The following is a 24,261-nucleotide window of genomic DNA, read 5'->3' as shown; positions in this document are numbered from 1 at the left end:
AAAGCGATTAAAGCACAGCCTCGACGCTGCTCACTTCAGGCACATAGTGCTTGAGCAGGTTCTCGATGCCCTGCTTGAGCGTCATCGTGGAGGAGGGGCAGCCCGCGCAGGCGCCGCGCATGTGCAGATTCACCACGCCCGTCGCCTCGTCATAGCTGTGAAAGACGATATCGCCGCCATCGCGCGCCACGGCCGGACGGACGCGAGTGTCGATGACATCCTTGATCTCCTTCACGATCCCGGCGGCTTCGCCCTCATAGGCGGCATGACCGTCATCATCGGCATCAGAAAAGAGCGACTTGCCGCTCTCCAGGCAATCCATGATCGCGCCCAGCACGGCGGGCTTGATATGGGGCCAGTCCACGCCTTCCGCCTTGGTGACCGAGATGAAGTCCTGACCGGCGAAGACCCGGATCACGCCCTCCACGCGGAACAGTTCGCGCGCCAGATAGGAGCTCTCGGCCTCTTCCGGGGTCGCAAAATCACGCGGGGCGTCCAGAGAGACGGACTGGCCGGGCAGGAATTTCAGCGTGTCAGGGTTCGGGGTGTCTTCGGTCTGGATAAACATGACGGGCTTTCCGGGCGCTGGTTTGGCCCTTGAAATGGCCTGCAGGACGGGCGCGTTCAACCCCAGAGGCAGTAGGGGCAAGCCTCGCCTCAGGTCAGCGCCTTGATATCCTCACGCGACAGATTGCCCGGCACCACGGTCACGGGAATGGTCCTGTCCTCGAACAGGCCCTTGCCGCGGCCCAGCGCATTGACGAGCGGGCCGGGGCCGTCCTTGCCGACCGCAGCGCCCAGAACCAGGATCGAGATGGCGGGATCGGTTTCCAGAAGCTCGCGCAACGCCTCGATCAGATCGCCTTCCTTCAGGATGACTTCAGGCCGGGTCTCGGTGACCTCTTCCACATCCTCGGACAGGCTTTCCAGGGCCTCCTCGGCAGCGGCGCGGGCTTCGGCGCGCATGGTCTCGCCCACGCCCAGCCAGTGCTCGAACCCGCCTTCGGTGTTCACGACGGCCAGCACGGTGACCACGCCGCCCGTATTGCGGGCGCGGCGCGCGGCGAAATAGGCGGCCGACCGGCTTTCTTCAGTGCCGTCGGCGATCAGCAGGAATTTACGGGGTGCGCTCATGGGCGAACGTTGCCGCGTTCCGTCATTTCCGGCAAGAGGGCGTGTAACCACACCCTCTGAGACAGATTGACATGACTGACGCTCCGCTCGCCCGGCTCAAAGACCGCCGCAACCCGATCAACCCGGCGCGCGAGGTGATCCTTTATCCCGACCGGATCGAATGGGTCGAGGAGGGTCGGCTGGAGCGCCGCATCGCGCTGGATGCGGTTACCAGCGTGCGGCTCTCGGTCGAACTGGCCGGGCAGCAGAGCCAGGTGGTCTGCCGGGTCGCCGGACCGTCCGGCGAGATCGTCTTCGGTAGCCGCAAGGCTGTCAGCCCCGGGGTGTGGGAGGACAATGCGCTCGATTTCCAGACGCTTCTCGTGCACGTGCATGAGGCATTGCGGCCCCGGTTCGGCGCGGTGCGCTTCACCGAAGGCCAGACCCTGGGCTTCCGGCTGCTGATGGGCGGGATCGGCGTGGTGATGACCAGCATGGCGGTCAGCTATATGGGCTGGATGATGCTGAAAGAGCAGAGCGCCATAATGGCGCTCGCCGGTCTGCCCTTCGCCGCCATTGGCGGCTATCTGGCCTTTGTCTTCCGGCCCGGACGGCCCGTGCCCTATGACCCCGAAGGCCTGATCACCCGCTTCAGGGCGGTTCCGAAAACCGACTAGCCCAGCTTCTCCTTCAGGGCCTCGACAAAGACCTTGCCCAGATCCGGGCCCTGCTCTGGATAGAGATAGGGCTCGATGATCTCGAGCTCCATCAGCGCCAGCTCGCCATCCAGACCGCGCACCATGTCCACGCGGGCATAGAGGAAGGCGTCCTCTCCGGTAATGTCCTGCGCCGTTGAGAGCACCTTGCGCGCCAGGGCCAGCTCGTCCTCGCCCGGCGTCCAGACCGCCTCGGTCGCGCCATAGAGCGACTGCACCCGGTAATCGCCGGATTTGGGGCGCTTGTTGAGGCCATGAGAGAAGCGGTCGCCGAAGAAGATCATCGAGTATTCGCCCTCTTCAGGCACGCCGGGCAGGAAGGGCTGGATCAGGCAGGCGCCCAGCGGCAGCTCGTCCGCAGCCGGCAGGGGTTCGCCCTTCCTGACCAGGGCTTGACGCCAGGCGCCGCCGCCCACCAGCGGCTTCACCACGAGCTTGTCGCCGCCAAAGCGCTCAAAGCCTTGCGCGATCGCGGCGTCATCCGCCTTGTCCGCCCACAGGGTCGGGATGGAGGGCGCGCCGGCTTCATCCAGTTCCCGCAGATAGGTCTTCTCGATATTCCAGCGCACCAGCGCCGGGCTGTTCCAGACCGGCGCGATGGCGTTGAGCCGATCCAGCGTCTTGAGAAAATTGTCGAGCTTGGGCGGATAATCCCAGACCGTGCCCACCATGAAGCCGTCATAGACCGACGCGTCAAAGTCCTGGTCCCAGATGCAGGCTTCCAGCGAAATCCCCGCCGCTTCACAGGCCTTGGACAGGGCCCCGAACTCCAGATCGAACTCGAACCAGTCCTCCCGTGCGCCGGGACGGTCCTTCATCATGTCGGCCGAGGTCAGAAAACAGATACGGGTCATGGGCTTCCTCAAAGCTGATGGCGCTGGCGCCTCCGCTTACCGCGCCTCCTCGCGCTTTACCAGAACCTCTCTGCGGGTTGAGTTTGCGCACGCTGCGCGGTACACGCGCCCCGATTTCAGCTTCAGGAAGTTCCGCTCATGACCGATACCCGCTTCGACGTTCTTGGCGTCGGCAACGCCATTGTGGACGTGCTCGCCTCTGTGGACGACGCCTTCATCGAGCAGCACGGCCTCGCCAAGGACGCCATGCTGCTGATCGACGAGGAGCGGGCCGAAGCGCTGTATGAAGCCTTCCCGCCGGCGCAGGAAATCTCGGGCGGCTCGGCGGCGAACTCGCTGGCCGGCGTGGCGAGCCTGGGCGTCCGCGGCGCCTATATCGGCAAGGTCGCCGATGACCAGCTGGGCGAAGTGTTCGCCCATGACCTGCGCTCGATCGGCGTGCATTACGACACCAAGCCTCTGAAAGACGGCCCGTCCACGGCGCGCTGCCTGATCGCCGTGCCCGCCGATGCGCGTCGGGCGATGAACACCTTCCTGGGCGCGTCCACGATGATGGATGAGGACGATATCAACGCCGATCTCGTCAAGTCCGCCACCGTCACCTTCCTCGAGGGCTATCTGTTTGACCGCCCGGAAGCCAAAGCGGCGTTCGTCCGCGCGTCGGAAATCGCCCAGGCCGCCGACCGCCGCGTCGCGCTGACCCTGTCGGACCTGTTCTGCGTGGATCGTCACCGCGACAGCTTCCGCCATCTGGTGAAGAACCATATCGACGTGCTGTTCGCCAACGAGGCCGAGATCAAGGCGCTCTATGAGGTCGAAGATTTCGAGACCGCACTCGCCAAGGTCCGCGCCGAAACCCGCGTCGCCGCCATTACCCGCTCCGAAAAGGGCGCCGTGATCGTGTCCGGCGACGAGGAAGTGCGTGTGGACGCCGACCCCGTCGAGCATGTGGTGGACACCACGGGCGCAGGCGACCAGTTCGCCGCCGGCTTCCTGGCGGGGTATTCGCGTGGGGCGGACCTTTACACCTGCGGCCGGCTGGGCGTGATCGCAGCGGCGGAAGTGATCTCCCATATGGGCGCGCGGCCGCTGGTCTCCCTCAAGGATCTGGCCGCGAGCAAAGGCGTCTCTCTGGATTAGTTCCGAGCTTGAAATCGGACGCCAAAATCTTCGAAAGATTCATCAAGGACTCTGCTGTTGCAGGGTCCTTTTTGTTTTTCAGTCCGTCCTTAACCTGATTTTTAGCACATCAGTTCAGGCTCACGGTGTCTCGTGTGCATTCCGCACGCCTTTCGCCTGCAGCTGGGGTCCTGATGGCGCCGATCCGACATGCAATTTCCAGAGTGATGCGATCTCTGGTGATGAAATTCACTCTGCTTTGCGGGGTGATCCTCGTCGTCGCCACGACTGCGCTCATGGCCGTCGAATACCAGCTCAAGGCTCAGGACAACAAGGCCGCCGGCCTGGTCCACGCCGAACTGATCACCGAACTGTTCACCACCACAGCCGCCAACGCCATTGCCGTCAGCGACATGGAAGGTCTGACCAATCGCCTTCTGACGGATTTTGGCGAGCGCGACGATGTCAGCTCGGTCTATGTGGCCAACGTCAATCGCCGCGTCATCGCCTCCTATGGCGACGTGCCCTATGAAATCGGCGATCGCGCCGCCGATCATCTGGTCCAGTCCGCCGTCGGCGCGGTGGATACCCGGGTCGAGATGGTGGGCGACGAGATCCGCGTGGCCGAACCGGTTTTCTACAATGGCCGCCTGATCGGCGCTGTTGTCGCCACCGTGCCCATGTCCGCCGTCGTCACGCCCGCCATCGACATCATCACGCGCCAGGTCATCATCGCCGCGGTCGCCCTGATCATCTTCCTGCCTGTGGTCGCGCTGATCGTCCGCAAGGCGCTGGGTCCGGTGCGCCGCCTGACCGAAGCCGCCCGTCTCGCCTCCTCGCGCAAGCTGGACCTGCGCATCGAGGTGAATACCGGCGATGAACTGGAAGTGCTGGCGAACGCCTTCAACCGCATGTTCGCGCGGCTCGACGCCTCTGTGAAACGCGTCCACCGCCTTGCCTATGTGGACATGATCACCGAGCTGCCCAACCGCGAACGCTTCCGCAAGGAAGTCGAGCGCGTCGCCCGGGAAGCCACTGAATCCGGTGAACAGGGCGCTATCCTGTTCCTCGATCTGGACCGTTTCAAACGCGTCAACGACTCCCTCGGCATTGGCGAAGGCGACCGCCTGCTCGAAGCGGTGGGCCGCCGCCTGCGCGAAGCCGTGCGCGGCTGGGATTTGTCCCAGGGCGAGCTGACCAAGGAACCGTCCATGGTCGCCCGTCTGGGCGGGGATGAATTCACCGTGTTGCTGCCGCGCCTGCGCGACAGCGCGGACGCCGCACGCCTGGCGCGCCGCATCGTGGATTCCGTACGCCGCCCGTTCGAGATTTCCGGGCACCAGGTCTTCCTCGGCATCTCCGCAGGCATCGCCTGCTTCCCGCGCGACGGTTCTGATCCGGAAACCCTGCTGCGCCACGCGGATCTCGCCATGGCCTCGGTCAAGCGCGCCGGCGGCAATGCCTGCGAATTCTTCGAAAGCTCCATGAACCAGAGCGCCTTCGAGCGTCTGGTGCTGGAGAACGAGCTGCGCGAAGCGGTGCGCGACGACCAGCTGGTGGTGTTCTACCAGCCCAAGGTCTCCATGGTGGACGGCTCCATCGCCGGCGCCGAGGCGCTGGTGCGCTGGCGTCACCCGACGGCGGGCCTTCTGTCGCCGGGCGCCTTCATCCAGGCGGCCGAGGAATGCGGTCTGATCGGGGAAATCGGCGACTGGGTGCTGCGTCGCGCCTGTCACGAAGCGCAGATCCTGCGCGAGCGCGGCATGAATATTCCGGTCGCGGTCAATGTCTCGGCCATGCAGTTCGAAAGCGAAGGCTTCTCCCAGACCGTGCTCGAAGCCTTGCAGGATTCCGGCCTGCCGCCGGAGCTTCTCGAGCTGGAGCTGACGGAATCCACCGCCATGCGCGAGCCTGAACGCGTGATCGAGCAGATCGAACCGCTGCGTCGTCTGGGCGTCACCTTCGCCATTGACGATTTCGGCACCGGCCACTCCTCGCTGTCCTATCTGACGCGCATGCCGTTCGATGTCTTCAAGATCGACCAGAGCTTTGTCCGCGACATGAGCCAGGACGAGCATGCGCGCATCGTGGTTGAGACCATTCTGGCGATGGCCAAATCACTCAAGCTGAAAACCGTGGCCGAAGGCGTGGAAACCAACGACCAGTATCGCGCGCTGCGCGCCCTGGGCGCGACCCTGGCCCAAGGTTATCTGTTCGGTCGTCCCATGCCGTTCGCGGAGCTGGAAGCCTTTGCGGCTCCAGGCGGCGAGCAGAGTGTTGCGGGATAACCCGGATCACAGTTGCGTGATTCACAAATATCACGCACAAGGCCTTTCAACTTTTTAATTCGCTTTTCTTGGATTTTGTGGCATTCTTACACCTGCAGCTGAGGGCTGCTCCTGATAGCGCGCCGTCCCCCCGACGCTTCAGGATGTCATGACGTTCCCCCCAGCGTCATGACGGCGCTCCGTCCCTGATGAGCGCGAGGCAAAACGCCCGGCGACTTCACCCCAGGTCGCCGGGCGTTCTTTATTCCACGATCGCGCTACACCGCTCCCTGTCGCTCCCGCTTCAGCCGGGTTAAACAGGGATCATGACCGATTTTGATCCCTCCCCGTCTGACTCAGCCGGCGCCGAAGACGAGATCGCGCGCCTGCTTGAAGAAATCCCGCTTCTGTACAAGGCCCGCGCCTTTGCCGAATCGGTGGGCGATCCGGCCTTCTTCTCGCGCCTGGGCGAGCCGCTGGATTCGCGCGAGATCGCACTGGCGCGCGCCTATCTCGATGGTCTGGGCATTCCCGAGGCGGAACCGGCGGAAATGGGCGACTGGTCCGACGCCATCGCCGCCGCCGAAACGCTTGATCGCGATCCCTGGGCCTGGGAGGCCGAGGAGATGCAGCGCGCCGCTCTGGTCGAACGCGCGCTTGAGCGGCTGGACGAACAGGCGCTGCAAGCGGCCCTGACGCTGGTCGCCTCCAAGATCGGCGAACTCGCCAAACAGGCCGCCGAGGCCAGCGCCTCGATGGACGACATGTATGATGAAGCGGTGATCAACGCCGCCGCCGGCGGCCTGGTCCAGGCCGCCCATGGCGCGGTTCTGGTGCTTCTGGCGGAAGCCGAGGATGACGAGCCGCCCCACCCCTTCCTCGCCCGCTGGCGGCTCTATGTGCGCGGCCGCTGGCCGGTCGGCGTCGCCGGCGCCACCTACAACATTCTCTGATATCGCTGACCGCCCTTCACTCAGGATTGCCCATGACCCCGTTCACGCTCGCCACCTGGAACATCAATTCTGTCCGTCTGCGCGCGCCTCATGTGGCGAGTTTCGTGAAGGAGGCCCAGCCTGACGTGATCGCCCTGCAGGAGATCAAGTGTCTGCCCGACCAGTTCCCCCGCAAGGAATTCGAGGAGATGGGCTTCCCCCATCTGCATATCGTCGGTCAGAAGGGCCTGCATGGCGTCGCCATCGCCTCGCGCACGCCCATCGAGCCGCTCGATCAGGACAAGCTCTGCCCGCGCGGGGAAGCGCGTTTCCAGCGGGTCCGGGTCAACGGCGTGGAGCTTCAGAACTATTACATTCCCGCGGGCGGCGACGAGCCGGACCCGGAGATCAATCCGCGCTTCGCGCACAAGCTTGAATTCCTCGAGCGCCTGAAGGGTTATGCGGCGGATCGCGCCAAGGAAAACGCGCCGCTCGTGCTGGTGGGCGATTTCAACATCGCTCCGCGCGAACACGATGTGTGGTCCCACAAGCAGCTTCTTAAAGTAGTCTCCCATACCCCGGTCGAGGTGGAGGCGCTGAACGCCTGGCTTGAGGCCGGCGAGTATATCGACGTGGCCCGTGAACTGATCGACGAACCGGAGAAGCTCTTCACCTGGTGGAGCTATCGCAGCAAGGACTGGCGCGCTTCCAATCGGGGCCGGCGTCTCGATCATATCTGGGTCAGCCCGGCCCTGAAGGACGCCGCCCTCAAGGACGGCCGCGACAGCTTCCGGATCTGGGATAACGCCCGGGACTGGGAAAAGCCGTCAGACCATGCCCCGGTCACCCTGCGCTTGGGCTGACCTTAACTAGCTTCGTCTTGACCACGCAGAATCAGTATCGCATGTTTCAAACAAAGAGAGGACAGCGCTTTGCGCTGCCCTCCTTTACGGGACCCGCAACCGGGCTGCTAGCCAGCCCAAGATTACTCAAGAGCTCAAAACTGACTAGGGCATGCAGTAGTTCAAGTACTGCATGCCCTAATTCTGACTCCGCTCCGCAGTATGAGTCTACTAGGCCAAACTAGTTATCCACGGCTAATGAAACAAAGCTTTGATTTAATTGAGCTTTAGTCGCTGAGATTCATCTGTTTGGGTGCGGTATGAAACTCAATTTGAGACTTGATTTACGAATCACCTACATCTGCAGCCGGTAGCCGCCGCTCTCGGTGATCAGCAGACGCGCGTGCTGGGGATCGGACTCGATCTTCTGACGCAGGCGATAGACATGCGTTTCCAGCGTGTGGGTATTGGCCTCGCGGTGATAGCCCCAGACCTGATCGAGCAACTCCTCCCGCGCCACAGGCTGACCACCGGCACGGTAGAGGTATTTGAGAATATTGGTTTCTTTCTCGGTCAGCCGGGTCTTGCGATCCTCTGCATCGATCAGGATCTTCATGGACGGCTTGAACCGGTAGGGCCCGACCTGGAGCACCGCATCCTCGCTTTGCTGGTGACGACGCAGCTGGGATTGCACCCGCTCGAGCAGCACCACAAAGCTAATCGGCTTGGCCAGGAAGTCATCGGCGCCCGAGCGCAGCCCCAGAACATGGTCGGCATCGCCGGACTGGGCCGTCAGGAGGAGGATGGGGGTGCTCACGCCGTCCTTGCGCAGATGGCGGCACGCCTCGCGTCCGTCCATGTCCGGCAATCCGACATCAAAAATGATGATGTCCACGGGCTCGGACCGGGCGAGCTCCATGCCCGGCTTCGCCGCATTGGCGGTCAGGACGTTGAAATCGTCCTCAAATCCGAATTGCTCGGCCAGCGCCTCGCGCAGGTCATCATCGTCATCAACCAGCAGGATCGTCTTCTTGTTCGTCATGGGTCTGTCTCCAGTCGGGCGGCCTGACAAACTGTGCCCACCGGTCGAAGTCTACCGGCAAGCCTTGCCTGTCCGCACCCGATTGCGCAATGGCAAACGCGCAATCTCGTTGCAAAACCGATGTACTCCAAACGGCGTGAAACTTGCCTGACGGCTTTGTGAGCCTCGCGAATTTTTTCGTGAGGCCGCCCGCCGTGGTGGGGGAGGCGACCGGAGACCCTCAACGCCTTGCTCGCAAGGTGCAGAAGTCTCCGTCGCCGACCCCGCACGGTTCGCGGCGAATGTTACATGTAAGGGGTTTCCCCTAAGCCCGCCGGACCTCGCCATGACGGTTTATGTCGCCAGCGCCAGCCGCAAACAGCTTCAAGGATCCGACTTCACGGCGACGTGCGCGATCGGTCGTTCCGGCGTGATTGCAGCCCAGGACAAGACCGAAGGGGACGGCATGAGCCCGCTGGGATGCTGGCGGGTCCGGCGCGCCTATTGGCGCGCCGATCGCCTCGACCGGCCCGAGACCTCTCTTGTGATCGATCCCATCCGCTCCGATGACGGCTGGTGCGATGCGCCCGGCGACCCGGCCTATAACCAGCCCGTGCGCCTGCCCTATCCGGCCTCTTGTGAAACCATGACGCGCGAGGACGGTCTGTACGACCTTGTGGTGGTCCTGGGCCATAATGATGACCCGCCCCGGCCGGGACTCGGGTCCGCCATCTTCCTGCACTGCGCCTCGCCGGACTTCAAACCCACCGAGGGGTGCGTGGCGATCGAGCGGTCCCGACTGATCGAGCTGGTCGGACGCTTGACGTCGCAGGACTGGATCGAGGTCGCGCCCTAGCGCGCCTCCCGTTCGCCAAACAGGGCGGATCCCACTCGCATCGAGGTCGCGCCCAGCTGCACGCCCAGTTCGAAATCCGAACTCATTCCCATGGAGAGCCGGGCGACATCCGCCCGGGCGGCCAGCTTGGCCAGCAGGGCGAAGTGCGGCGCGGCGGGCTCCTCCACCGGCGGAATGCACATGAGGCCTTCAACGGGCAGATCAAGATCGCGTCGACAATGGCGCACGAATTCCACGCATTCATTGACCGCCAGCCCCGCCTTCTGGGGTTCATCGCCGGTATTGACCTGCACATAGAGCGCGGGGCGACGCCCGGTCTTCTCCATGGCCTTCACCAGCGCCCCTGCAAGCTTTTCCCGGTCCAGCGTCTCGATGACGTCAAACAGGGCGCAGGCGTCGTCCGCCTTGTTCGACTGCAGCGGCCCGATCAGACGCAATTGCAGGTCCGGATAGGTCTCGCGACGGCCTGCCCAGCGCTTTTGCGCTTCCTGTACCCGGTTCTCGCCAAAAATGCGCTGCCCGGCGGCCAGCATGGCGTCCACGCGGTCGTCAGGCTGAACCTTGGAGACCGCTACCAGATCAATTTCGTCAGCGGACCGCCCGGCCTGCTTGGCCGCTCTGGCGATCCGGTTCAAAATCTCGGCGCGCGCGGCGGCGACGCCGTCCGGGGAAGTGGGATAAAGGTCTGTCATGGGAATGAGGGGGTATGACGATACTGCCCGGCTGGCAAGTCGGGCTGCACGGCTCGAAGGGCCGCGCGGCCCTTTGCCGGCCCTCTTCTGCCTCAGCGATCCCGATCGCACACCGGATCTGATGGCGCTGGCGCATGCTCTTCCGGCCGGGGTCGGCCTCATTCTTCGCACCTTCGGCAAGCCGGAGATCCGCCAGCAGGCGGATGATGTGGTGAGGCTGCGACATCAGGCGGGCGGGATGTGCCTGATCTCTGCAGATCCCGATCTGGCGAGACAGGCCGGGGCGGATGGCGTTCACTGGCCCGAACGCCTGCTGACAGGCGCGAATGTCCGGCGAACCCAAGGGCTGGTGTCAACCAGTGCCCATTCGCCCCAAGCCCTGCGCCGAGCCGGGCGTCTTGCCGATCTCGCTTTTGTTTCAACCGTTTTCCCGTCGCACAGCCCCAGCGCGACACGGCCCATGGGACCGTTCAGACTGGCGGCCCATGCCGCGCGCAGCACGCTGCCGGTCTATGCTCTGGGCGGCATGACGTCCCGCACGATCAGGCGACTGGAAAATCTGGGAATTTCAGGAGCGGGCGCTGTCGGAGCCCTGACCGTGAGCCGGTGACCGCCTAGAAGCGGAACGCGGACTCAAACCGGATTTCCGGAGCCTTGTCCTGGCCATCCTCGCCAAAGACCTGCTCTTCGGGCGAGGTGAAGCGGACTTCACCGCCAAAGCGGAAATGCTCGGAGAACTCGTAGAATGCGCCCGCGCTGAAGTCTTCAAGATCAACGCCCTGCGCGCCGCGAGCCGGAGCCACATAGCCCAGAGTCACGCCCCAGCGATCGCCGGCCTGCAGGTGGAATTCGTCAGACGGCTGAGCCCAAACCGAACGGGTTTCGGACGGCGCCAGCGTGAAACGCTCATACCAGGGCAGAGCCGACGCGGAGCCGCGATCTTCGATGAGGACCGGACGCGCGGGCGTGCTGACATTGGTCCGGGCCGCTTCCGCCGTTTCGCCCGGGGCGTCCAAGCCGCGCAAGGACAAGGTGAAGGGCTCCAGCACCGGAGCGAGGCTGGCCCCGCCCGTCAGTGCAAACGCATTGTCCTGGGCGGATTCCTGCGCATACGCCGAACCGCCGGCGCAGAGCGCGCCGGTGCACAGCAGTGTCGCAAGAAGCGTGTTGATACGCATGAGCCCATCCAGACAAGTTCACGATCAGATATAGCCCAGCCTTATGACGCTTGTAAGGCGCCCCAAGCGCTGATCCCGCACAATCGGTCGTGGGCGTGTCAAAAACGCAACCCTGTCTCCACAAGAAGTTGGAGCGCATCCTGATCCGCGCTAGGCCGGTTTTCCTCCACATGCAGGATCGCCAGTCCCAGTACGCCGCGCGCGCCGACCAGTCGTGACGCGCCCAGCTGGACGCTTCGGGTCCGGGTCTGCACCAGATCACTCTGGCCATACCCCAGCTCCAGCCCGTAAACCCAGTCGCCTTGCTCATAGGCGATGTTCAGGCCCAGGCTGTCGTAATCGGCGCCCAGATAGCCGTCAGACCCGGTCAGACCGGAGAGGTTGACCGTCAGGTTCCCGGCCTCGCGAACCAGATCGGCGCGGACCAGCCATGGATCGTCAAAGGAGAGCCCCATCAGGTCGTCCGCGCGGGCCGTCTCGTAACCGAGCGAAGCGCTCCAGCGCACGCCGGATGTCGGAATACGTCGGTCAAAACTCGCCGCGAGAGACCAGACTGAACCCAGATCCGCACGCAATACCTGCGCTCCCGCGGGATGACACTGCTGGGCGCACGGATCCGCGTCCGGCGCAAAGGAGGCGGACAGTCTGAGCCCGACAATGCGCTGGCTCTGGACCGACAATCCCGCCGCGCCCTCCGCCAGGGTGAGCGAGGTATCGGCAAGATTGAGGCCTGTCGGATCGATCACCCCGCCCTGGGCGCGCGTGAGGCGAAAGGCATGGAGCGGTCGGGACGCTTCCTGAACCGCAGCGGTCTCCCCGGGTCCGGCCCGCAGTTTCACCCAGCGGGTTTGCAGGTAAATCTGCGCTTTATCGACAAAGAGACGCGAACTGGACGCATCCAGACCCGGATCCGCCGATAATCCGGTCAGAAGCCCGGTGACCGGCAGACCGTTTCGTACCGGACCTGTCAGACCCGGTCGCGCCAGGCCGCGACGGCCGTCGCCCGTGGTCAGACGCACCTGCCCCTCAACGCCATATCGCCAGCCCCGGTCGGTCAGCGTCTCAGACGAGCCCTGCAACCGCATGTCTGCGTACGGAACATCACGCGGCGCCTGTGACGCCCCGACGCCGATCAACAGATCGAGATCGGCTTCGAATTCGACTTCGGTCTGAGTGAGAAAACTGGGACGCCATGATGGGTCCTGGCCCCAGGCTGCTGTCGGCGCGGCCACGAGCCCGCCTGAGAAGACGCATGATACCAGCGTCTTACGGAAACAGGTCATAACTCGTGGCCTCGCCGAACGGCCCCGTCCCCCCGGACGTGCCCTTGTTTTCTCCGACTATCAGCCCCGAACCGTCAAGCTGACGGCGCCGGTCTGGCCGCAGAACTGATTATTTGTGACATGAAAACAACAGCTGTTCCATACAGAGCGCCAGCCTCAAGACTGGCGTCCCTGCACCGGCATGCTATAGAGCAATAAGACAAAGACGCGCCGGAACCCGGCGCAGAACCGCTTGGCCGGGAGCCGCCTAAATGTTGTTTCGCCGTTTGATCACTCCGTTCGCCGTCACCGCCTGTGTTCTCAGCCTGGCTGCTTGCGCCTCGCGCGGGGACAATTCCCAGGATCGCGGGCTGCTCGGCGGCGTGTTCGGCGGCGGCGGCCAGGTCAGCGATGCGCCCGAAGCCGGCATCGGCGTGAACAGCTTCCTGTGGCGCTCCTCCCTGGAAGTGTTGTCCTTCATGCCGCTGTCCGAAGTGGACCCGTTCGGCGGCGTGATCATCACGGACTGGTACGCCAACCCGGAAATCCAGAACGAGCGTTTCAAGGCGACCGTCTACATTCTCGATACGCGCCTGCGCGCGGACGCCCTGTCGGTACAACTGTTCAAGCAGGTCCGCACCGAAGCCGGCGACTGGGCCGATGCCGAGGTTGATCCCGCAACGCGCATCCAGGTCGAGAACGCCATTCTGACGCGCGCGCGTCAGCTGCGCATCCAGACCATCCAGGACTAGGCACGGTCCATGCTGTCCCTGCGCCCTTCCCTGATTCGCACCGGCGTCCTCGCGGCGGCCCTGGTGAGTCTGTCCGCGTGCGGCTTCCAGCCGCTCTATGGCGGCGCAGGCTTCAACCAGCTCCCCGGTGTCGAGATCAGTCGCGGACAGGATCGCGTGGATTATCTCATCGAGGACGCCCTGCGCGACTTCCTGGGCGATGGCCGCAGTCCGTTTCGCCTGACCCTCGCCAATGAGACGGCGCAACGTTCGCTGGGCCTGAGCGCTACGGGCATTGCACGTCAGTATGCGCTGGTCATCACGACCGATTACACGCTGACGGATGCGACCGGCGCCGTCATCGCCGAAGGTCGGCTGCGCGAGGAATCGCTCTTCGACGCCGGATCTGACCCCTACACCCTCGTATCTGGCGCCTCGAACGCTGAAGAACAGGCCTCCGAGGCCATGGCGGAACGGCTGGTGCGGGAGATCGCCGTTGCGCTGCGTCAGCGCGAAGCGAATTCAGCGCGGTGAAACTCAAGACCCGGGATGCGGACCGGGCGCTTGCCCAGCCTGACGGCTCCTACACGGTCTATCTCATTTACGGACCGGACGGCGGCATGGTGCGCGAGCGCGCTGACACGCTGTCAAAAGCGCTCGTGAAGGATCCCGACGATCCTTTCTCTGTCACGCGTCTCACCGATGAAGACATAAAGGCGGATCCGGCCGCCCTGGCCGACGCCCTCGCCGCCCTGTCGCTCACGCGTGACCCCCGGCTCGTGCGCTTGCGGCTTTCCGGGGATTCCGCACCTGTCGCGAAGCTCATTGCGGAAGTGGATGAGGGGGTTACGCCCTCTGAAGCAACCTTGGTCATTGAATCGGGTGATCTGAAGAAGACGTCCAAGCTGCGCAAGGCGGCCGAGGATGGCAAACGCACGCTTGCCGCACCCTGTTATGCGGATACGGCGCGTGATCTCATCACGCTGGCCGAAGACATGTTCCGGGCGGAGCACCTGACTCTCGAACCCGAGGCGCGCGCCATGCTGGCTCCGTTTCTGGAAGGCGATCGCGCCCTGGCGCGCAGCGAGATCGATAAGCTGATCCTCTATAAGGGTCTCGCCGATCAGCGCGAGGGCCAGGACGATGTGATCACCCGTCAGGATATCGCCGACATCTCAGCGGTGGGCTCAGAAGCGGCCATGGACCAGATCCTCGACCCGGCCCTGGGCGGCGACATTCGCGCGGCGGACGCCGCCTATGCCCGGGGCTTGTCAGCCGGCCTCAACCCCGTCGGCGTGCTGCGCGGGCTTCAGCGTCGGATCGATCAGTTCGACACCTTCCATTCGGGCGGCGGAGATGCGGGCGCCCTGGCGCGCGCGGGCGCGCCGCGCTTCGGACCTCCGGCAGACCAGTTCAAACGCTCGGCCAAGCTCTGGACCGGACGGCGGCTCGACCAGGCGCGCAAATACGCCTTTGACGCCGAACGCGCCGTGAAGCGCTCCGGCGCGCCCGCCGAGGCCATTGTCGGCGACCTGATTCTGCGCCTGTCTCGCGCCGCCGCTCAGGCGCGTCGATAAAGCTTTTCTTTTCAGCTATTTACAAGAAAATCGCGCTGAGAGCCCCTGAAATTGGAAACAGCGTATCCGTCTACGCTTCAGGCGCTCTCACACGCGGGGTTTTGAAGCCTAGAAAGCGCCAGAACCCATCTGACTCAGCCGGCGACAGACATCGTCGAGCTGTTCGAGGTTGGAAAACTTCACGCGCAGCTCGCCCTGCTCGCCCTTCGCCTTGATCTCGACCGCCAGACCCAGACGCGAGGACAGATCCGCTTCCAACGCGCGGGTGTCCGCATCCTTGGTCTGAGGCGCGCTGGAGGCCGACTTGCGCTCGGGAGACGATCCACCGCCCGACGCAGTCCGCGCCAGCGCTTCGGCCGCGCGCACGGACAGCCCTTCCCGCACAATCTGTTCGGCCAGCGCCTCGGGATTGGGCGCGGTCGCAATGGAGCGGGCGTGCCCCGCCGTGATGGCGCCCTCTTCAAGATAGGCGAGCACGGCCTTCGGCATGGCCAGAAGACGCAGGGTGTTGGCCACATGAGCGCGCGACTTGCCTACGGCCTTGGCCACTTCTTCCTGGGTATGACCAAAAGTCTCCACCAGCTGGCGGAAGGCGCGAGCCTCTTCAACCGGGTTGAGATCGGCGCGCTGGACGTTCTCGACGATCGCGATTTCCAAAGTTTCGCGATCGGTTAGCTCACGAACCAGACACGGCGCTTCATGCAGCTGGGCGCGTTGCGCCGCCCGCCAGCGGCGTTCGCCGGCCACAATCTGGTAGCGCTCGGTCTCACCGCGCATCGGACGGACCAGGATGGGCTGCAGCAGGCCCTTGGTCGCGATGGAGTCCGCGAGCTCGGCCAGATCGCTTTCGGTGAACACCTTGCGCGGCTGATCGGGATTGGGCTCGATCAGTTCGATCGGCAGGGTCTGGACGCCATTGCGGTTTGAACTCGAACGCTGGGCGTTGCTGGCGTCCGCGCGGACCGCTTCAGCCTCTTCGCCCTCGCCCAGCAAGGCGGACAGGCCCCGGCCCAGGCCGCGGCTCGGTTTGCGTTCGTCTGCACTCATGCGGGGGTCAGCGCGTCAGCTGCGCGCCGCTCCTGTTTGACCACTTCACTGGCCAGTTTCAGATAGGCTTGCGCGCCGGCGCATTCGAGATCGTACAGGAGCACCGGCTTGCCGAAGCTCGGCGCCTCGGAGACGCGCACATTGCGTGGTATGACCGTGTTATACACCTTGTCGCCGAAATGCTCGCGCACATCCGCCGCCACCTGGGAGGACAGATTGTTGCGGCGGTCATACATTGTCAGCACAACCCCTTGGATTTCCAAAGATTTGTTGAGGTTGCCCCGCACCAGCTCGATGGTGCGCATCAATTGGGTCAGACCCTCGAGGGCAAAGAACTCCGTCTGCAGCGGCACCAGCACGGAATCCGCCGCGGTCATGGCGTTCACCGTCAGAAGATTCAGCGAGGGCGGGCAATCGATCAGGATGTAATCGCAATGCTCGCCCATGCCCGACAATGTCCGGCGGAAACGATCAATGGCGTGGCGCAGGCGATAGGACCGGCGCGGCGCATCCGACAATTCGAGCTCGGCGCCGGACAGATCCACATCAGAGGGAATGATCGCAAGGCCCGGCACGTCCGTATCGATGAGCGCATCCTGCAGCGGGCGCTCGCCCACCAGTACGTCATAGGAGGTCGCCCGGCGATCCGCCCGCGCAACCCCCAGCCCGGTGGACGCGTTGCCCTGGGGATCGAGATCCAGAACAACAACCCGTTGACCAATGGCGGCGAGCGCGGTCGCCAGATTGATGGCGGTCGTGGTCTTGCCCACTCCCCCCTTCTGGTTCGCCACGGCTATGACCTTGGGCGGCGCGATGCGGGATTCTTCAGACACGGGCAAGCCCCCTGATTTTGAGAATAGCGGCCTCGGGCGATGTCCGGCTCGGCAAGACCTCTGCCTCAAAGGTCCAGCTTTTCCGCGCCTCGGTCAATTCCTCTTTATAGCGTGCGCCCTTGGGAAGCAGGGCCACAGCCCCTTTATCCACAAAAGGATGAACGTAACCGAGTAATTTACCAAGCGGCGCCATGGCGCGCGCGGTGACCACATCGACCTCCGGGACAGGATGGATCGATTCCACCCGGTCGGCACGCGCAATCGCAGGGGCTTTGGTTTCCCGGATGACCTGATTGACGAAGGCCATCTTCTTGGCGACGGAATCCACCATCAGCACATGGCCCTTGCCCGCATGACGCTCCATCAGGGCGAAGGCGATGGCGAGACCCGGAAAACCCGCGCCGGCGCCCAGATCCGCCCAGCGTCTGGCCTCCGGCATCAACTCGAACACCTGCCAGCTATCGAGCGCATGGCGATGCCAGAACTCGGTCAAAGTCCCCCGCCCCACCAGATTGGTGTGAGCGCTCGTCTCTTCCAGAAGCCGCCGCCAGGTCTCGAACCGCTCCAGTGTTTCACGTGAAACACCGGTTTCGGCCTGAAACTGCTCAGGCCCGTACGCCGTCTCGCTCATGCCGTCTGCGCTCCGGCCGGGCGGCGCTTGAGATAGGCCAGAAGTGCGGTCAGCGCGCCTGGCGTCACGCCCTCGATCCGGGCCGCCTGACCCAGCGTATCGGGAGACGCCTTGATCAGCTTCTCACGCACTTCATTGGAGAGGCCGCCCACCTGCGCGTAATCGAAATCTGCGGGAATGCGGACGCCCTCATCGCGGCGGAACGCCAGGATGTCCGATTGCTGACGGTCGAGATAGCCATGATAGACGGCGTCAATTTCAACCTGCTCGGCCACCCGCGGTTTGATCTCACCGAGCTCCGGCCAGATGCGCACCATGTCGGACCAGCCGATGTCGGGATAGCTCAACAACTCCATCACAGAGCGGCGCTTGCCGTCTTCATTGACCTTGATGCCATGGCGCTTGGCCTCAGCCGGGGTCAGGGTCAGGGTCGTCGCCTGTTCACGGGCGCGGGCGAGATCGGCCTGACGCTGACGCCAGGATGTTTCACGTGAAACACTGGCCGCGCCCAGGGCAATCGCCTTGTCCGTCAGACGCTGGTCCGCATTGTCGGCCCGCAGCGTCAGACGGTACTCGGCGCGCGAGGTGAACATGCGATAGGGTTCGGTGACGCCGCGCGTGATCAGATCATCGATCATCACCCCGATATAGGCTTCGGAGCGATCGAGGATGAAGGGATCAGAACCGGACGCTTTCAGCGCGGCATTGAAGCCCGCCATCAGGCCTTGGGCCGCCGCCTCTTCATAGCCGGTCGTGCCATTGATCTGTCCGGCCAGGAACAGGCCCGCCATGGCCTTGACTTCCAGAGCCGCGCTCAGTTCCCGCGGATCCACATAGTCGTATTCGATGGCATAGCCATAGCGGCGCACCTTCACATCCTCGAGCCCCGGAATGGTCTTGAGGAAAGCGTCCTGCACCGCGTCGGGCAGCGAGGTGGAAATGCCATTGGGATAGACGGTGTCGTCATCCAGACCTTCGGGCTCCAGGAAGACCTGATGCTGGCTGCGGTCTGCAAAGCGCACCACCTTGTCCTCGATCGAGGGGCAATACCGCGGCCCACGCCCCGAGATCGCCCCGCCATAAACCGCGGACTGATCCAGATTGTCGGCGATGATCTTGTGGGTCGCTTCCGTCGTCCGGGTGATGCCGCAGGCGATCTGCCGGACATGGATCTGATCATTGAGGAAGGAGAACGGCACCGGAGTCTCGTCCGCCGCCTGCATCTCAAGCTGATCCCAATGAATGGTCGAGCCGTCGAGACGCGCCGGCGTGCCCGTCTTCAGACGGCCCATGCGCAGGCCCAGACCATAAAGCGTTTCAGACAGGCCATTGGCCGGCGCTTCGCCATGACGGCCCGCCGGGATGCGTTCATGACCGCGATGGATCACGCCCTTCAGGAAAGTGCCCGTGGTCAGCACCACAGCGCCCGCGCGATAGGCCCGACCCGCGCCATCAATGACGCCGCAGCAGCGCCCGTTCTCGATGATCAGATCCTCGGCCGCCGCCTCGACAATGCTGAGATTGGCCTGCTCAGACAGCGCCTGTTGCATGGCTTCACGATAGAGCTTGCGATCAGACTGGGTGCGCGGGCCGCGCACCGCCGGGCCCTTGGAGCGATTGAGCAGGCGGAACTGGATGCCGGAGGCATCAGCCACACGCCCCATCACGCCATCCAGCGCATCCACTTCACGCACCAGATGCCCTTTGCCCAGACCGCCAATGGCGGGGTTACAGGACATCTCGCCAATCGTGGAGGCTTTATGGGTCAGCAGCAGTGTGCGCGCGCCCAGGCGCGCCGACGCGCTCGCGGCCTCACAGCCGGCATGGCCGCCGCCGATAACAATCACGTCCCAGGGCCGGGCCTGGGCTTGGGTCTGATCAAGTCTCATGGGTCAACTCTCGGGCGCGGGTTCGCTGCGTCGCGCCGGGGCGGCTTACATAAGGCGCCCGGTATTCGGAGTCGAGGGATTAGCCGGATTTCGCGGCCTGATTATGGCGCCTATTTTCCGATGCAGAACTGGCTGAACACCCGGTCGAGCACATCTTCCACGTCGATCCGCCCGGTCAGGCTTTCGAGCGCCCTGATCGCCAGATGCACATCGCTCGCCGCCAGCTCCGGCGCGCGCGCCAATTGCGACTGCGCCGCCATCAGATGATCGAGCGCGCGCTCCACCGCCTGACGGTGACGCGCGCGAGACAGCGCCGGCGCTTCACGTCGGCTCAGACGGTCTCGCACAACCTCTTCCAACCAGCCTTCCAGCGCTGGCAAACCCAGCCCGGACTTCGCGCTCAGCTCGAAGCGGGTCATACCCAGCTCATCCGATAGGTGAAGGGTTTGGCCCTGATCCATCTTGTTCAGGATCAGCGCGTCCGCATCCGTGAGCGTCTCCAGCAGTTTGGCCGGAAGTGTTTCACGTGAAACATCGACGACCCCCAGACGCAAATCGGCATTCTGCGCCCGGTCCAGCGCCCGTCGCACGCCCTCCGCCTCCACCTGGTCGGCGGCGTCCCGCAAACCCGCGGTATCGGCGACGATTACAGGGAAGCCCGCGAGCACGAGCCGCACTTCCACCACATCGCGCGTGGTGCCCGGAATATCGGTGACAATCGCCGCATCACGACGCGCCAGGGCATTCAGAAGCGTCGACTTGCCGGCATTGGGCTCGCCGATGAGGGCAATCGAGAAGCCCTCGCGCACCCGCTCGCCCCGCCGCCCGTCTTCGAGATGGGCCGTGAGAGCGTCACTGAGCATTGCGAGCGGCGGCCCCGCCGTTTCCGACAGCGTCTCGGGCACATCCTCCTCATCGGGAAAATCCACCTCGCCTTCGATGGCGGCCAAGACTGAGATCAGCTGTTCACGCCAGTCTTCATAGAGGCTGCGCAAGGCGCCGGTCATCTGCGACAGCGCCTGCTCGCGCTGGCCTTCGGTTTCCGCATCAATCAGATCAGCGAGGCCTTCGGCTTCAGTGAGATCCATCTTGCCGTTCTGGAAGGCGCGGCGGGTGAACTCGCCCGCCTCGGCCGGGCGCACGCCCAGCTCCAGAAACCGCTCCGCCATCGCCTCGATCACGGCGGTTCCGCCATGCACGTGAAACTCGGCGCAGTTCTCACCCGTGAAACTCGCCGGCCCCTCGAACCACAGCGCCAGACCCTGGTCGATCACCGCGCCTTCACCGGTCCGGAAGGCGCGCAAGGCGGCAAGTCGCGGCTTGGGTCGCGGCAAGCCGGCCACCGCATCCAGAACCGCCCCCGTTTCGGGACCGCTCACACGGATAACCGCCACGCCGGACCGGCCCGGCGCGCTCGCCAGTGCAAAGATCGTCTCGCTCATGACTTCAGATCAGCTCTTGTCGGACTTGGATGACCCGCCGGAGGCAGCCTGGCTCATCAGACCCATGACGTGCTTCTGCCATTCCCCGCCCATGGTCATCCAGGATCGCATCAGGGTGTCCGGCTCCATCGCGTCCATATTGGCGCTCATGCGCTTGCCCATCTCTTCGACCAGCTGGGCGTTCAGCCCCGTCACATCCGGCAGACCCATGAAGGTCCGCGCTTCTTCGGGAGTGCATTCGATATTGATGTTGACCTTCATGGGGGCCTCGCCTCAGTCTCGCCACGCTGAACGCGGAGCATTCAAGGTTCAGTCTACGCCGCCTCAGAGCGCATGACAAAGCCGAGTGCTCAGACACGCAAGGAGACTTCTCATGGCAGGACAAGACATCATCATTCACGGCCCGGACGGCGATTTCTCCGCCTACAAGACCGGCGAAGGCCCGGTGTTGATCGTCCTGCAGGAGATCTTCGGCGTGAACCAGGTCATGCGTGATCTGTGCGATGAGTACGCGGCGCAGGGATTTACCGCCGTCTGCCCGGACCTGTTCTGGCGGATCGAGCCCGGTATTCAGATCACGGACAAGACTGAAGAGGAATGGAAGCAGGCCTTCGAGCTGTTCGGCAAGTTCGACGTGCACGCCGGCATTCGCGACGTCGCCGCTACGATCGCCCAGATGCGCGCCGAGGGCGCGGACAAGGTTGGCGCCGTGGGATACTGCCTGGGCGGCCAGCTCGCCTATCTGACCGCCTGTCGCACGGATGCGGACGCCTGCGTCGGGTATTACGGCGTCAATATCCAGGAGCGCCTGGATGAAGCCAGCCGGATTTCTCATCCCCTGATGCTGCATATTGCCGGCAAGGACGAGTTCGTGCCCGCCGAGGCGCAGGGAAAGATCATGGATGCGCTGTCAAAGCATGGACTTGTCACGATTCATCATTATCCAGAGCGGGATCACGCCTTCGCCCGCCCCGGCGGCGCTCATTATGACGCCGACGATGCGGAACTGGCGAATGGTCGGTCACTCAACTTCTTGAATAAGAACCTGAAATAGGATCACACGCATGCGTTTCCTTGTTGGCGTCAGCCTTTTCGCCCTTGCCGCCTGTACTGCGGAAGCGCCCGCTCCCGACCGGGCCGCCGAAAGGACGGACATGCAGGCCCCGCCTGCACAGACCGCCGCCGCGGATCTCTGGCTGACGGGTGTGGACCTTCCGGCCTATCTCGATTGCGCGCGCGAGCAGAGCGTCACCTTGTTGCAGGCGCACCGCACCGGCGATCGTCCGGGCGCCGCGGAAAACTCCATCGGCGCCATGCAGGCCTCGCTCGATGATGGCGCGCTCTTCATGGAGATGGACGTCGCAAAGACCTCTGACGGCGTGCTCATCCTGATGCATGACGACACCGTGGACCGCACGACGAACGGCACGGGCCGCGTGGACGAGATGACCTATGCGCAGATCTCCGAACTGCGCCTTGTGGATGTGGACGGCCATGAGCTCGATGAAGGCGTGCCCACCTTCTCGGACGCCCTCGCCTTTCTTGATGGCCGCGGCTTCGCCCAGGTGGATCTCAAGGATACGACCTTTGACGAGATCGGAGCGGCGCTCGTGGCGGCTGATGCTGTCGACCGCGCGGTGGTCATCACCTATTCCATTGATGACGCCATCACCCTGTCGGGCATCCTGCCCGATGTGGCGCTGTCGACCGGCGCGCGCTCGGCGGAAGATCTCGAGCGCCTTGAACAGGGCGGCGTGGATCTGGGCCTGACCACGATCTGGCTGGGCGTCGGCACGGGTCAGCCCGAATGGGATGCGGTGCTCGCCAATCTTGGGATCGAGACGAGCTTTGGTGATTTCGGCGGCGAGCGGAACGGCACGGTCGATTACACCCTGCTCAATCAGAACGGCGCCGAGGTGATCTCGGTCGATGATGTTCCTGCGGCTGCGGCGGCGCTCGACGCCCATGACGCATCCCGAGCCCTGCTTGAAGCCTGCCCCGCCGCCCAGGGCTAGGCTTGGGTCTTTGGCTGAACACGCAGACCGGCCATCCAGTCATGAAAGCCGGCCCTGAAGATCAGCACCAGCCCGATCTGTAACGCCAGAAGACCATAGGACACGGTCCAGAGCGTGACATTGACGAGGCCCGGAGGATCAACGAAGGGCTGGCCGGGAATGGTCCATATCCCGATATGGGCGATTTCCCAGGGCAGGAATTTTCCAAGGTTCCGAACGAGTGCGCGGCCCAGCCCCGGCCGCGCACCCTGCCGCCTCACGCGAAGTCCCATCAGGGCCTTGCCGGGCGTTGCGCCCCAACCCGCTTCCAGAAGGCTGAAAATGAGGATGGCGGGGCCCGTCAGGGTCACGACCGCGATCGCATATCCCGCCAGCTTGGAGGATGGCGGCTCGGGAACAAGCGCTTGCACCACCCCCCAGAGCGCCAGTGCGTAGAGTCCGATAAGAACGAAATCGACGCCGTAGGCGCACGCTCGCTGCAAGAACAGACGGAGCCGGGCCATCAGTCCGCGCTCGCGCGTTGCCAGGCGGGGCGCTGTTTAAGGCGATCAAAATAGGCTTTCACCGGCTCCGGCGCGCTGTCGAACTGTTTGACGATCTTCAACAGGTAGAACAGATAGCCCAGCGCGATATCGGCGGCCGTGAACCGGTTCGCGGCCAGATATTCGCGACCCTCGCCCAGACCACGCTCGGCGATCAGCTTGAATTGCTTGTCGAGCTCCGCGCGCGCCCATTTGGCGAGCGCCGGATTGCGCTGGTCCTCGGGCAGGAGCGTTGTGTGCGCGAGGGTCAGATTGACCGCCATGGACATGGTGCCCTCGCTGAAATGCATCCATTCGAGATAGCGATCATAATCGGGTTCGTCCGGGGTCACGGCGAGCTCGGTCGGGCCGTATTTGGTGACGAGGTATTCCACCATGGCGACCGATTCCAGCATCACCCGGTCGCCATCGGTCATGGCGGGGATTTTCTGAATGGGATTGATGGCCTTGAAGGCCTCTCCCCCCATATTGCCGCGCTGGTTCGCCGTGATCGGACCGAGATTCTCGAGCGTGTGCGGCAAACCCATTTCCTCAAGACACCAGCGCACCCGGACCGAGCGGGACATGGGCGCGTGATAGAGGGTGATATTGGGTTCAGACATGGGTTTCCTCCCCGATACTTTAGCTTTTAAGCATCCTTTCATATCTGACGCTTGGAACGCTAGCCCCAAAAGCAAACGGCCGCCCCGAAGGGCGGCCGCT

27 protein-coding genes are annotated in these 24,261 nt (G+C 63.9%); 12 read left to right on the top strand and 15 right to left on the bottom strand.

From position 1 onward, the window contains the following. Positions 1 to 7: 7 nt before the first annotated feature. Together OA2633_RS16735 and OA2633_RS10015 are read right to left on the bottom strand one after the other, a co-directional pair. Positions 8 to 568, bottom strand: coding sequence for a NifU family protein (locus tag OA2633_RS16735; RefSeq protein ID WP_009802430.1), 561 nt, complete (start codon positions 566 to 568; stop codon positions 8 to 10). Positions 569 to 657: 89 nt separating this feature from the next. Next, positions 658 to 1,134: a universal stress protein gene (locus tag OA2633_RS10015; protein WP_009802429.1), complete on the bottom strand. Its 477-nt coding sequence runs from the start codon at positions 1,132 to 1,134 to the stop codon at positions 658 to 660. Positions 1,135 to 1,205: 71 nt separating this feature from the next. On the opposite strand from OA2633_RS10015, the gene OA2633_RS10010 reads away from it, so the two are divergent. Further along, positions 1,206 to 1,790 (top strand): hypothetical protein, encoded by a 585-nt coding sequence (locus OA2633_RS10010; protein ID WP_009802428.1) that lies wholly within the window; start codon positions 1,206 to 1,208, stop codon positions 1,788 to 1,790. On the opposite strand, the gene OA2633_RS10005 is transcribed toward OA2633_RS10010, so the two are convergent. Continuing rightward, complete coding sequence (locus OA2633_RS10005) at positions 1,787 to 2,683, bottom strand: RimK family alpha-L-glutamate ligase (protein WP_009802427.1); 897 nt, start codon at positions 2,681 to 2,683, stop codon at positions 1,787 to 1,789. The two genes, OA2633_RS10010 and OA2633_RS10005, sit on opposite strands and share 4 nt — an antisense overlap. Before the next feature lie 138 nt (positions 2,684 to 2,821). Between OA2633_RS10005 and OA2633_RS10000 the strand changes: the two genes are divergently transcribed. From OA2633_RS10000 to xth, 4 genes are all read left to right on the top strand, one after another. Continuing rightward, on the top strand, positions 2,822 to 3,823 hold the full coding sequence (locus OA2633_RS10000; protein WP_009802426.1) for an adenosine kinase: 1,002 nt from the start codon (positions 2,822 to 2,824) through the stop codon (positions 3,821 to 3,823). Between the two features lie 221 nt (positions 3,824 to 4,044). Next, positions 4,045 to 6,090, top strand: a complete 2,046-nt coding sequence (locus OA2633_RS09995; RefSeq protein ID WP_241760704.1) for a bifunctional diguanylate cyclase/phosphodiesterase — start codon at positions 4,045 to 4,047, stop codon at positions 6,088 to 6,090. A gap of 305 nt (positions 6,091 to 6,395) precedes the next feature. After that, a complete protein-coding gene (locus OA2633_RS09990; protein ID WP_009802424.1) occupies positions 6,396 to 7,022 on the top strand; it encodes a hypothetical protein in 627 nt (208 codons plus the stop codon). 32 nt (positions 7,023 to 7,054) lie between these two features. After that, positions 7,055 to 7,864, top strand: a complete 810-nt coding sequence (xth, locus tag OA2633_RS09985) for an exodeoxyribonuclease III (protein ID WP_009802423.1) — start codon at positions 7,055 to 7,057, stop codon at positions 7,862 to 7,864. A 334-nt stretch (positions 7,865 to 8,198) separates the two neighbouring features. On the opposite strand, the gene OA2633_RS09980 is transcribed toward xth, so the two are convergent. Next, a complete protein-coding gene (locus OA2633_RS09980) occupies positions 8,199 to 8,885 on the bottom strand; it encodes a response regulator transcription factor (RefSeq protein WP_009802422.1) in 687 nt (228 codons plus the stop codon). A 325-nt stretch (positions 8,886 to 9,210) separates the two neighbouring features. Here OA2633_RS09980 and OA2633_RS09975 point away from each other — a divergent pair, with 325 nt between their 5' ends. Next, positions 9,211 to 9,720: a L,D-transpeptidase gene (locus OA2633_RS09975; RefSeq protein WP_009802421.1), complete on the top strand. Its 510-nt coding sequence runs from the start codon at positions 9,211 to 9,213 to the stop codon at positions 9,718 to 9,720. Here OA2633_RS09975 and OA2633_RS09970 read toward each other — a convergent pair. Continuing rightward, complete coding sequence (locus OA2633_RS09970) at positions 9,717 to 10,412, bottom strand: YggS family pyridoxal phosphate-dependent enzyme (RefSeq protein ID WP_009802420.1); 696 nt, start codon at positions 10,410 to 10,412, stop codon at positions 9,717 to 9,719. The two genes, OA2633_RS09975 and OA2633_RS09970, sit on opposite strands and share 4 nt — an antisense overlap. Positions 10,413 to 10,533: 121 nt before the next feature. Between OA2633_RS09970 and OA2633_RS09965 the strand changes: the two genes are divergently transcribed. Further along, positions 10,534 to 11,022 (top strand): thiamine phosphate synthase, encoded by a 489-nt coding sequence (locus tag OA2633_RS09965; RefSeq protein ID WP_206740501.1) that lies wholly within the window; start codon positions 10,534 to 10,536, stop codon positions 11,020 to 11,022. 4 nt (positions 11,023 to 11,026) lie between these two features. On the opposite strand, the gene OA2633_RS09960 is transcribed toward OA2633_RS09965, so the two are convergent. Beyond that, entirely contained in the window at positions 11,027 to 11,590 is a 564-nt protein-coding gene (locus OA2633_RS09960) for an NtrZ family periplasmic regulatory protein (protein ID WP_009802418.1), read from the bottom strand. Between the two features lie 98 nt (positions 11,591 to 11,688). Next, positions 11,689 to 12,822, bottom strand: a complete 1,134-nt coding sequence (locus OA2633_RS09955) for a porin (protein WP_040612614.1) — start codon at positions 12,820 to 12,822, stop codon at positions 11,689 to 11,691. A 302-nt stretch (positions 12,823 to 13,124) separates the two neighbouring features. On the opposite strand from OA2633_RS09955, the gene OA2633_RS09950 reads away from it, so the two are divergent. The 3 genes from OA2633_RS09950 to holA are packed head-to-tail and all read left to right on the top strand — an operon-like array spanning position 13,125 to position 15,160. Further along, complete coding sequence (locus OA2633_RS09950; RefSeq protein ID WP_009802416.1) at positions 13,125 to 13,604, top strand: DUF3576 domain-containing protein; 480 nt, start codon at positions 13,125 to 13,127, stop codon at positions 13,602 to 13,604. 9 nt (positions 13,605 to 13,613) lie between these two features. Then, entirely contained in the window at positions 13,614 to 14,117 is a 504-nt protein-coding gene (gene lptE, locus OA2633_RS15450) for an LPS assembly lipoprotein LptE (RefSeq protein ID WP_009802415.1), read from the top strand. Further along, the gene (gene holA / locus OA2633_RS09940) at positions 14,114 to 15,160 is read left to right on the top strand and encodes a DNA polymerase III subunit delta (protein WP_009802414.1); all 1,047 of its coding nucleotides are present in this window, start codon (positions 14,114 to 14,116) and stop codon (positions 15,158 to 15,160) included. Before lptE ends, holA begins: the two co-directional genes overlap by 4 nt. A 108-nt stretch (positions 15,161 to 15,268) precedes the next feature. Here holA and OA2633_RS09935 read toward each other — a convergent pair whose 3' ends face one another. The 6 genes from OA2633_RS09935 to OA2633_RS16145 all read right to left on the bottom strand — a co-directional run bounded on the left by OA2633_RS09935 (position 15,269) and on the right by OA2633_RS16145 (position 21,263). Then, entirely contained in the window at positions 15,269 to 16,207 is a 939-nt protein-coding gene (locus tag OA2633_RS09935) for a ParB/RepB/Spo0J family partition protein (RefSeq protein ID WP_009802413.1), read from the bottom strand. After that, a complete protein-coding gene (locus OA2633_RS09930) occupies positions 16,204 to 17,022 on the bottom strand; it encodes a ParA family protein (protein WP_206740532.1) in 819 nt (272 codons plus the stop codon). Before OA2633_RS09930 ends, OA2633_RS09935 begins: the two co-directional genes overlap by 4 nt. A gap of 10 nt (positions 17,023 to 17,032) precedes the next feature. After that, positions 17,033 to 17,671, bottom strand: a complete 639-nt coding sequence (locus tag OA2633_RS09925; protein WP_009802411.1) for a 16S rRNA (guanine(527)-N(7))-methyltransferase RsmG — start codon at positions 17,669 to 17,671, stop codon at positions 17,033 to 17,035. Next, positions 17,668 to 19,560: a tRNA uridine-5-carboxymethylaminomethyl(34) synthesis enzyme MnmG gene (gene mnmG / locus OA2633_RS09920; protein WP_009802410.1), complete on the bottom strand. Its 1,893-nt coding sequence runs from the start codon at positions 19,558 to 19,560 to the stop codon at positions 17,668 to 17,670. Before mnmG ends, OA2633_RS09925 begins: the two co-directional genes overlap by 4 nt. Before the next feature lie 110 nt (positions 19,561 to 19,670). After that, entirely contained in the window at positions 19,671 to 21,002 is a 1,332-nt protein-coding gene (gene mnmE / locus OA2633_RS09915) for a tRNA uridine-5-carboxymethylaminomethyl(34) synthesis GTPase MnmE (RefSeq protein WP_009802409.1), read from the bottom strand. Positions 21,003 to 21,011: 9 nt separating this feature from the next. Beyond that, positions 21,012 to 21,263: a DUF6489 family protein gene (locus OA2633_RS16145; protein ID WP_009802408.1), complete on the bottom strand. Its 252-nt coding sequence runs from the start codon at positions 21,261 to 21,263 to the stop codon at positions 21,012 to 21,014. A gap of 112 nt (positions 21,264 to 21,375) precedes the next feature. On the opposite strand from OA2633_RS16145, the gene OA2633_RS09905 reads away from it, so the two are divergent. Together OA2633_RS09905 and OA2633_RS15445 are read left to right on the top strand one after the other, a co-directional pair. After that, complete coding sequence (locus tag OA2633_RS09905; protein ID WP_009802407.1) at positions 21,376 to 22,056, top strand: dienelactone hydrolase family protein; 681 nt, start codon at positions 21,376 to 21,378, stop codon at positions 22,054 to 22,056. A gap of 10 nt (positions 22,057 to 22,066) precedes the next feature. Further along, complete coding sequence (locus tag OA2633_RS15445) at positions 22,067 to 23,017, top strand: glycerophosphodiester phosphodiesterase family protein (RefSeq protein ID WP_050752869.1); 951 nt, start codon at positions 22,067 to 22,069, stop codon at positions 23,015 to 23,017. Here the strand turns inward: OA2633_RS15445 and OA2633_RS15440 are convergent. Together OA2633_RS15440 and OA2633_RS09890 are read right to left on the bottom strand one after the other, a co-directional pair. Then, positions 23,014 to 23,520: an RDD family protein gene (locus tag OA2633_RS15440; RefSeq protein ID WP_009802405.1), complete on the bottom strand. Its 507-nt coding sequence runs from the start codon at positions 23,518 to 23,520 to the stop codon at positions 23,014 to 23,016. The genes OA2633_RS15445 and OA2633_RS15440 overlap by 4 nt on opposite strands. After that, entirely contained in the window at positions 23,520 to 24,161 is a 642-nt protein-coding gene (locus tag OA2633_RS09890) for a glutathione S-transferase family protein (protein WP_009802404.1), read from the bottom strand. Before OA2633_RS09890 ends, OA2633_RS15440 begins: the two co-directional genes overlap by 1 nt. Between the last annotated feature and the right edge of the window lie 100 nt (positions 24,162 to 24,261).

It is taken from the genome of Oceanicaulis sp. HTCC2633, from assembly GCF_000152745.1.
Classification (GTDB): Bacteria; Pseudomonadota; Alphaproteobacteria; order Caulobacterales; family Maricaulaceae; genus Oceanicaulis.
The sequence above is the reverse complement of the archived record's forward strand: the minus strand, read 5'-3'. Positions and strand labels throughout refer to the sequence as shown.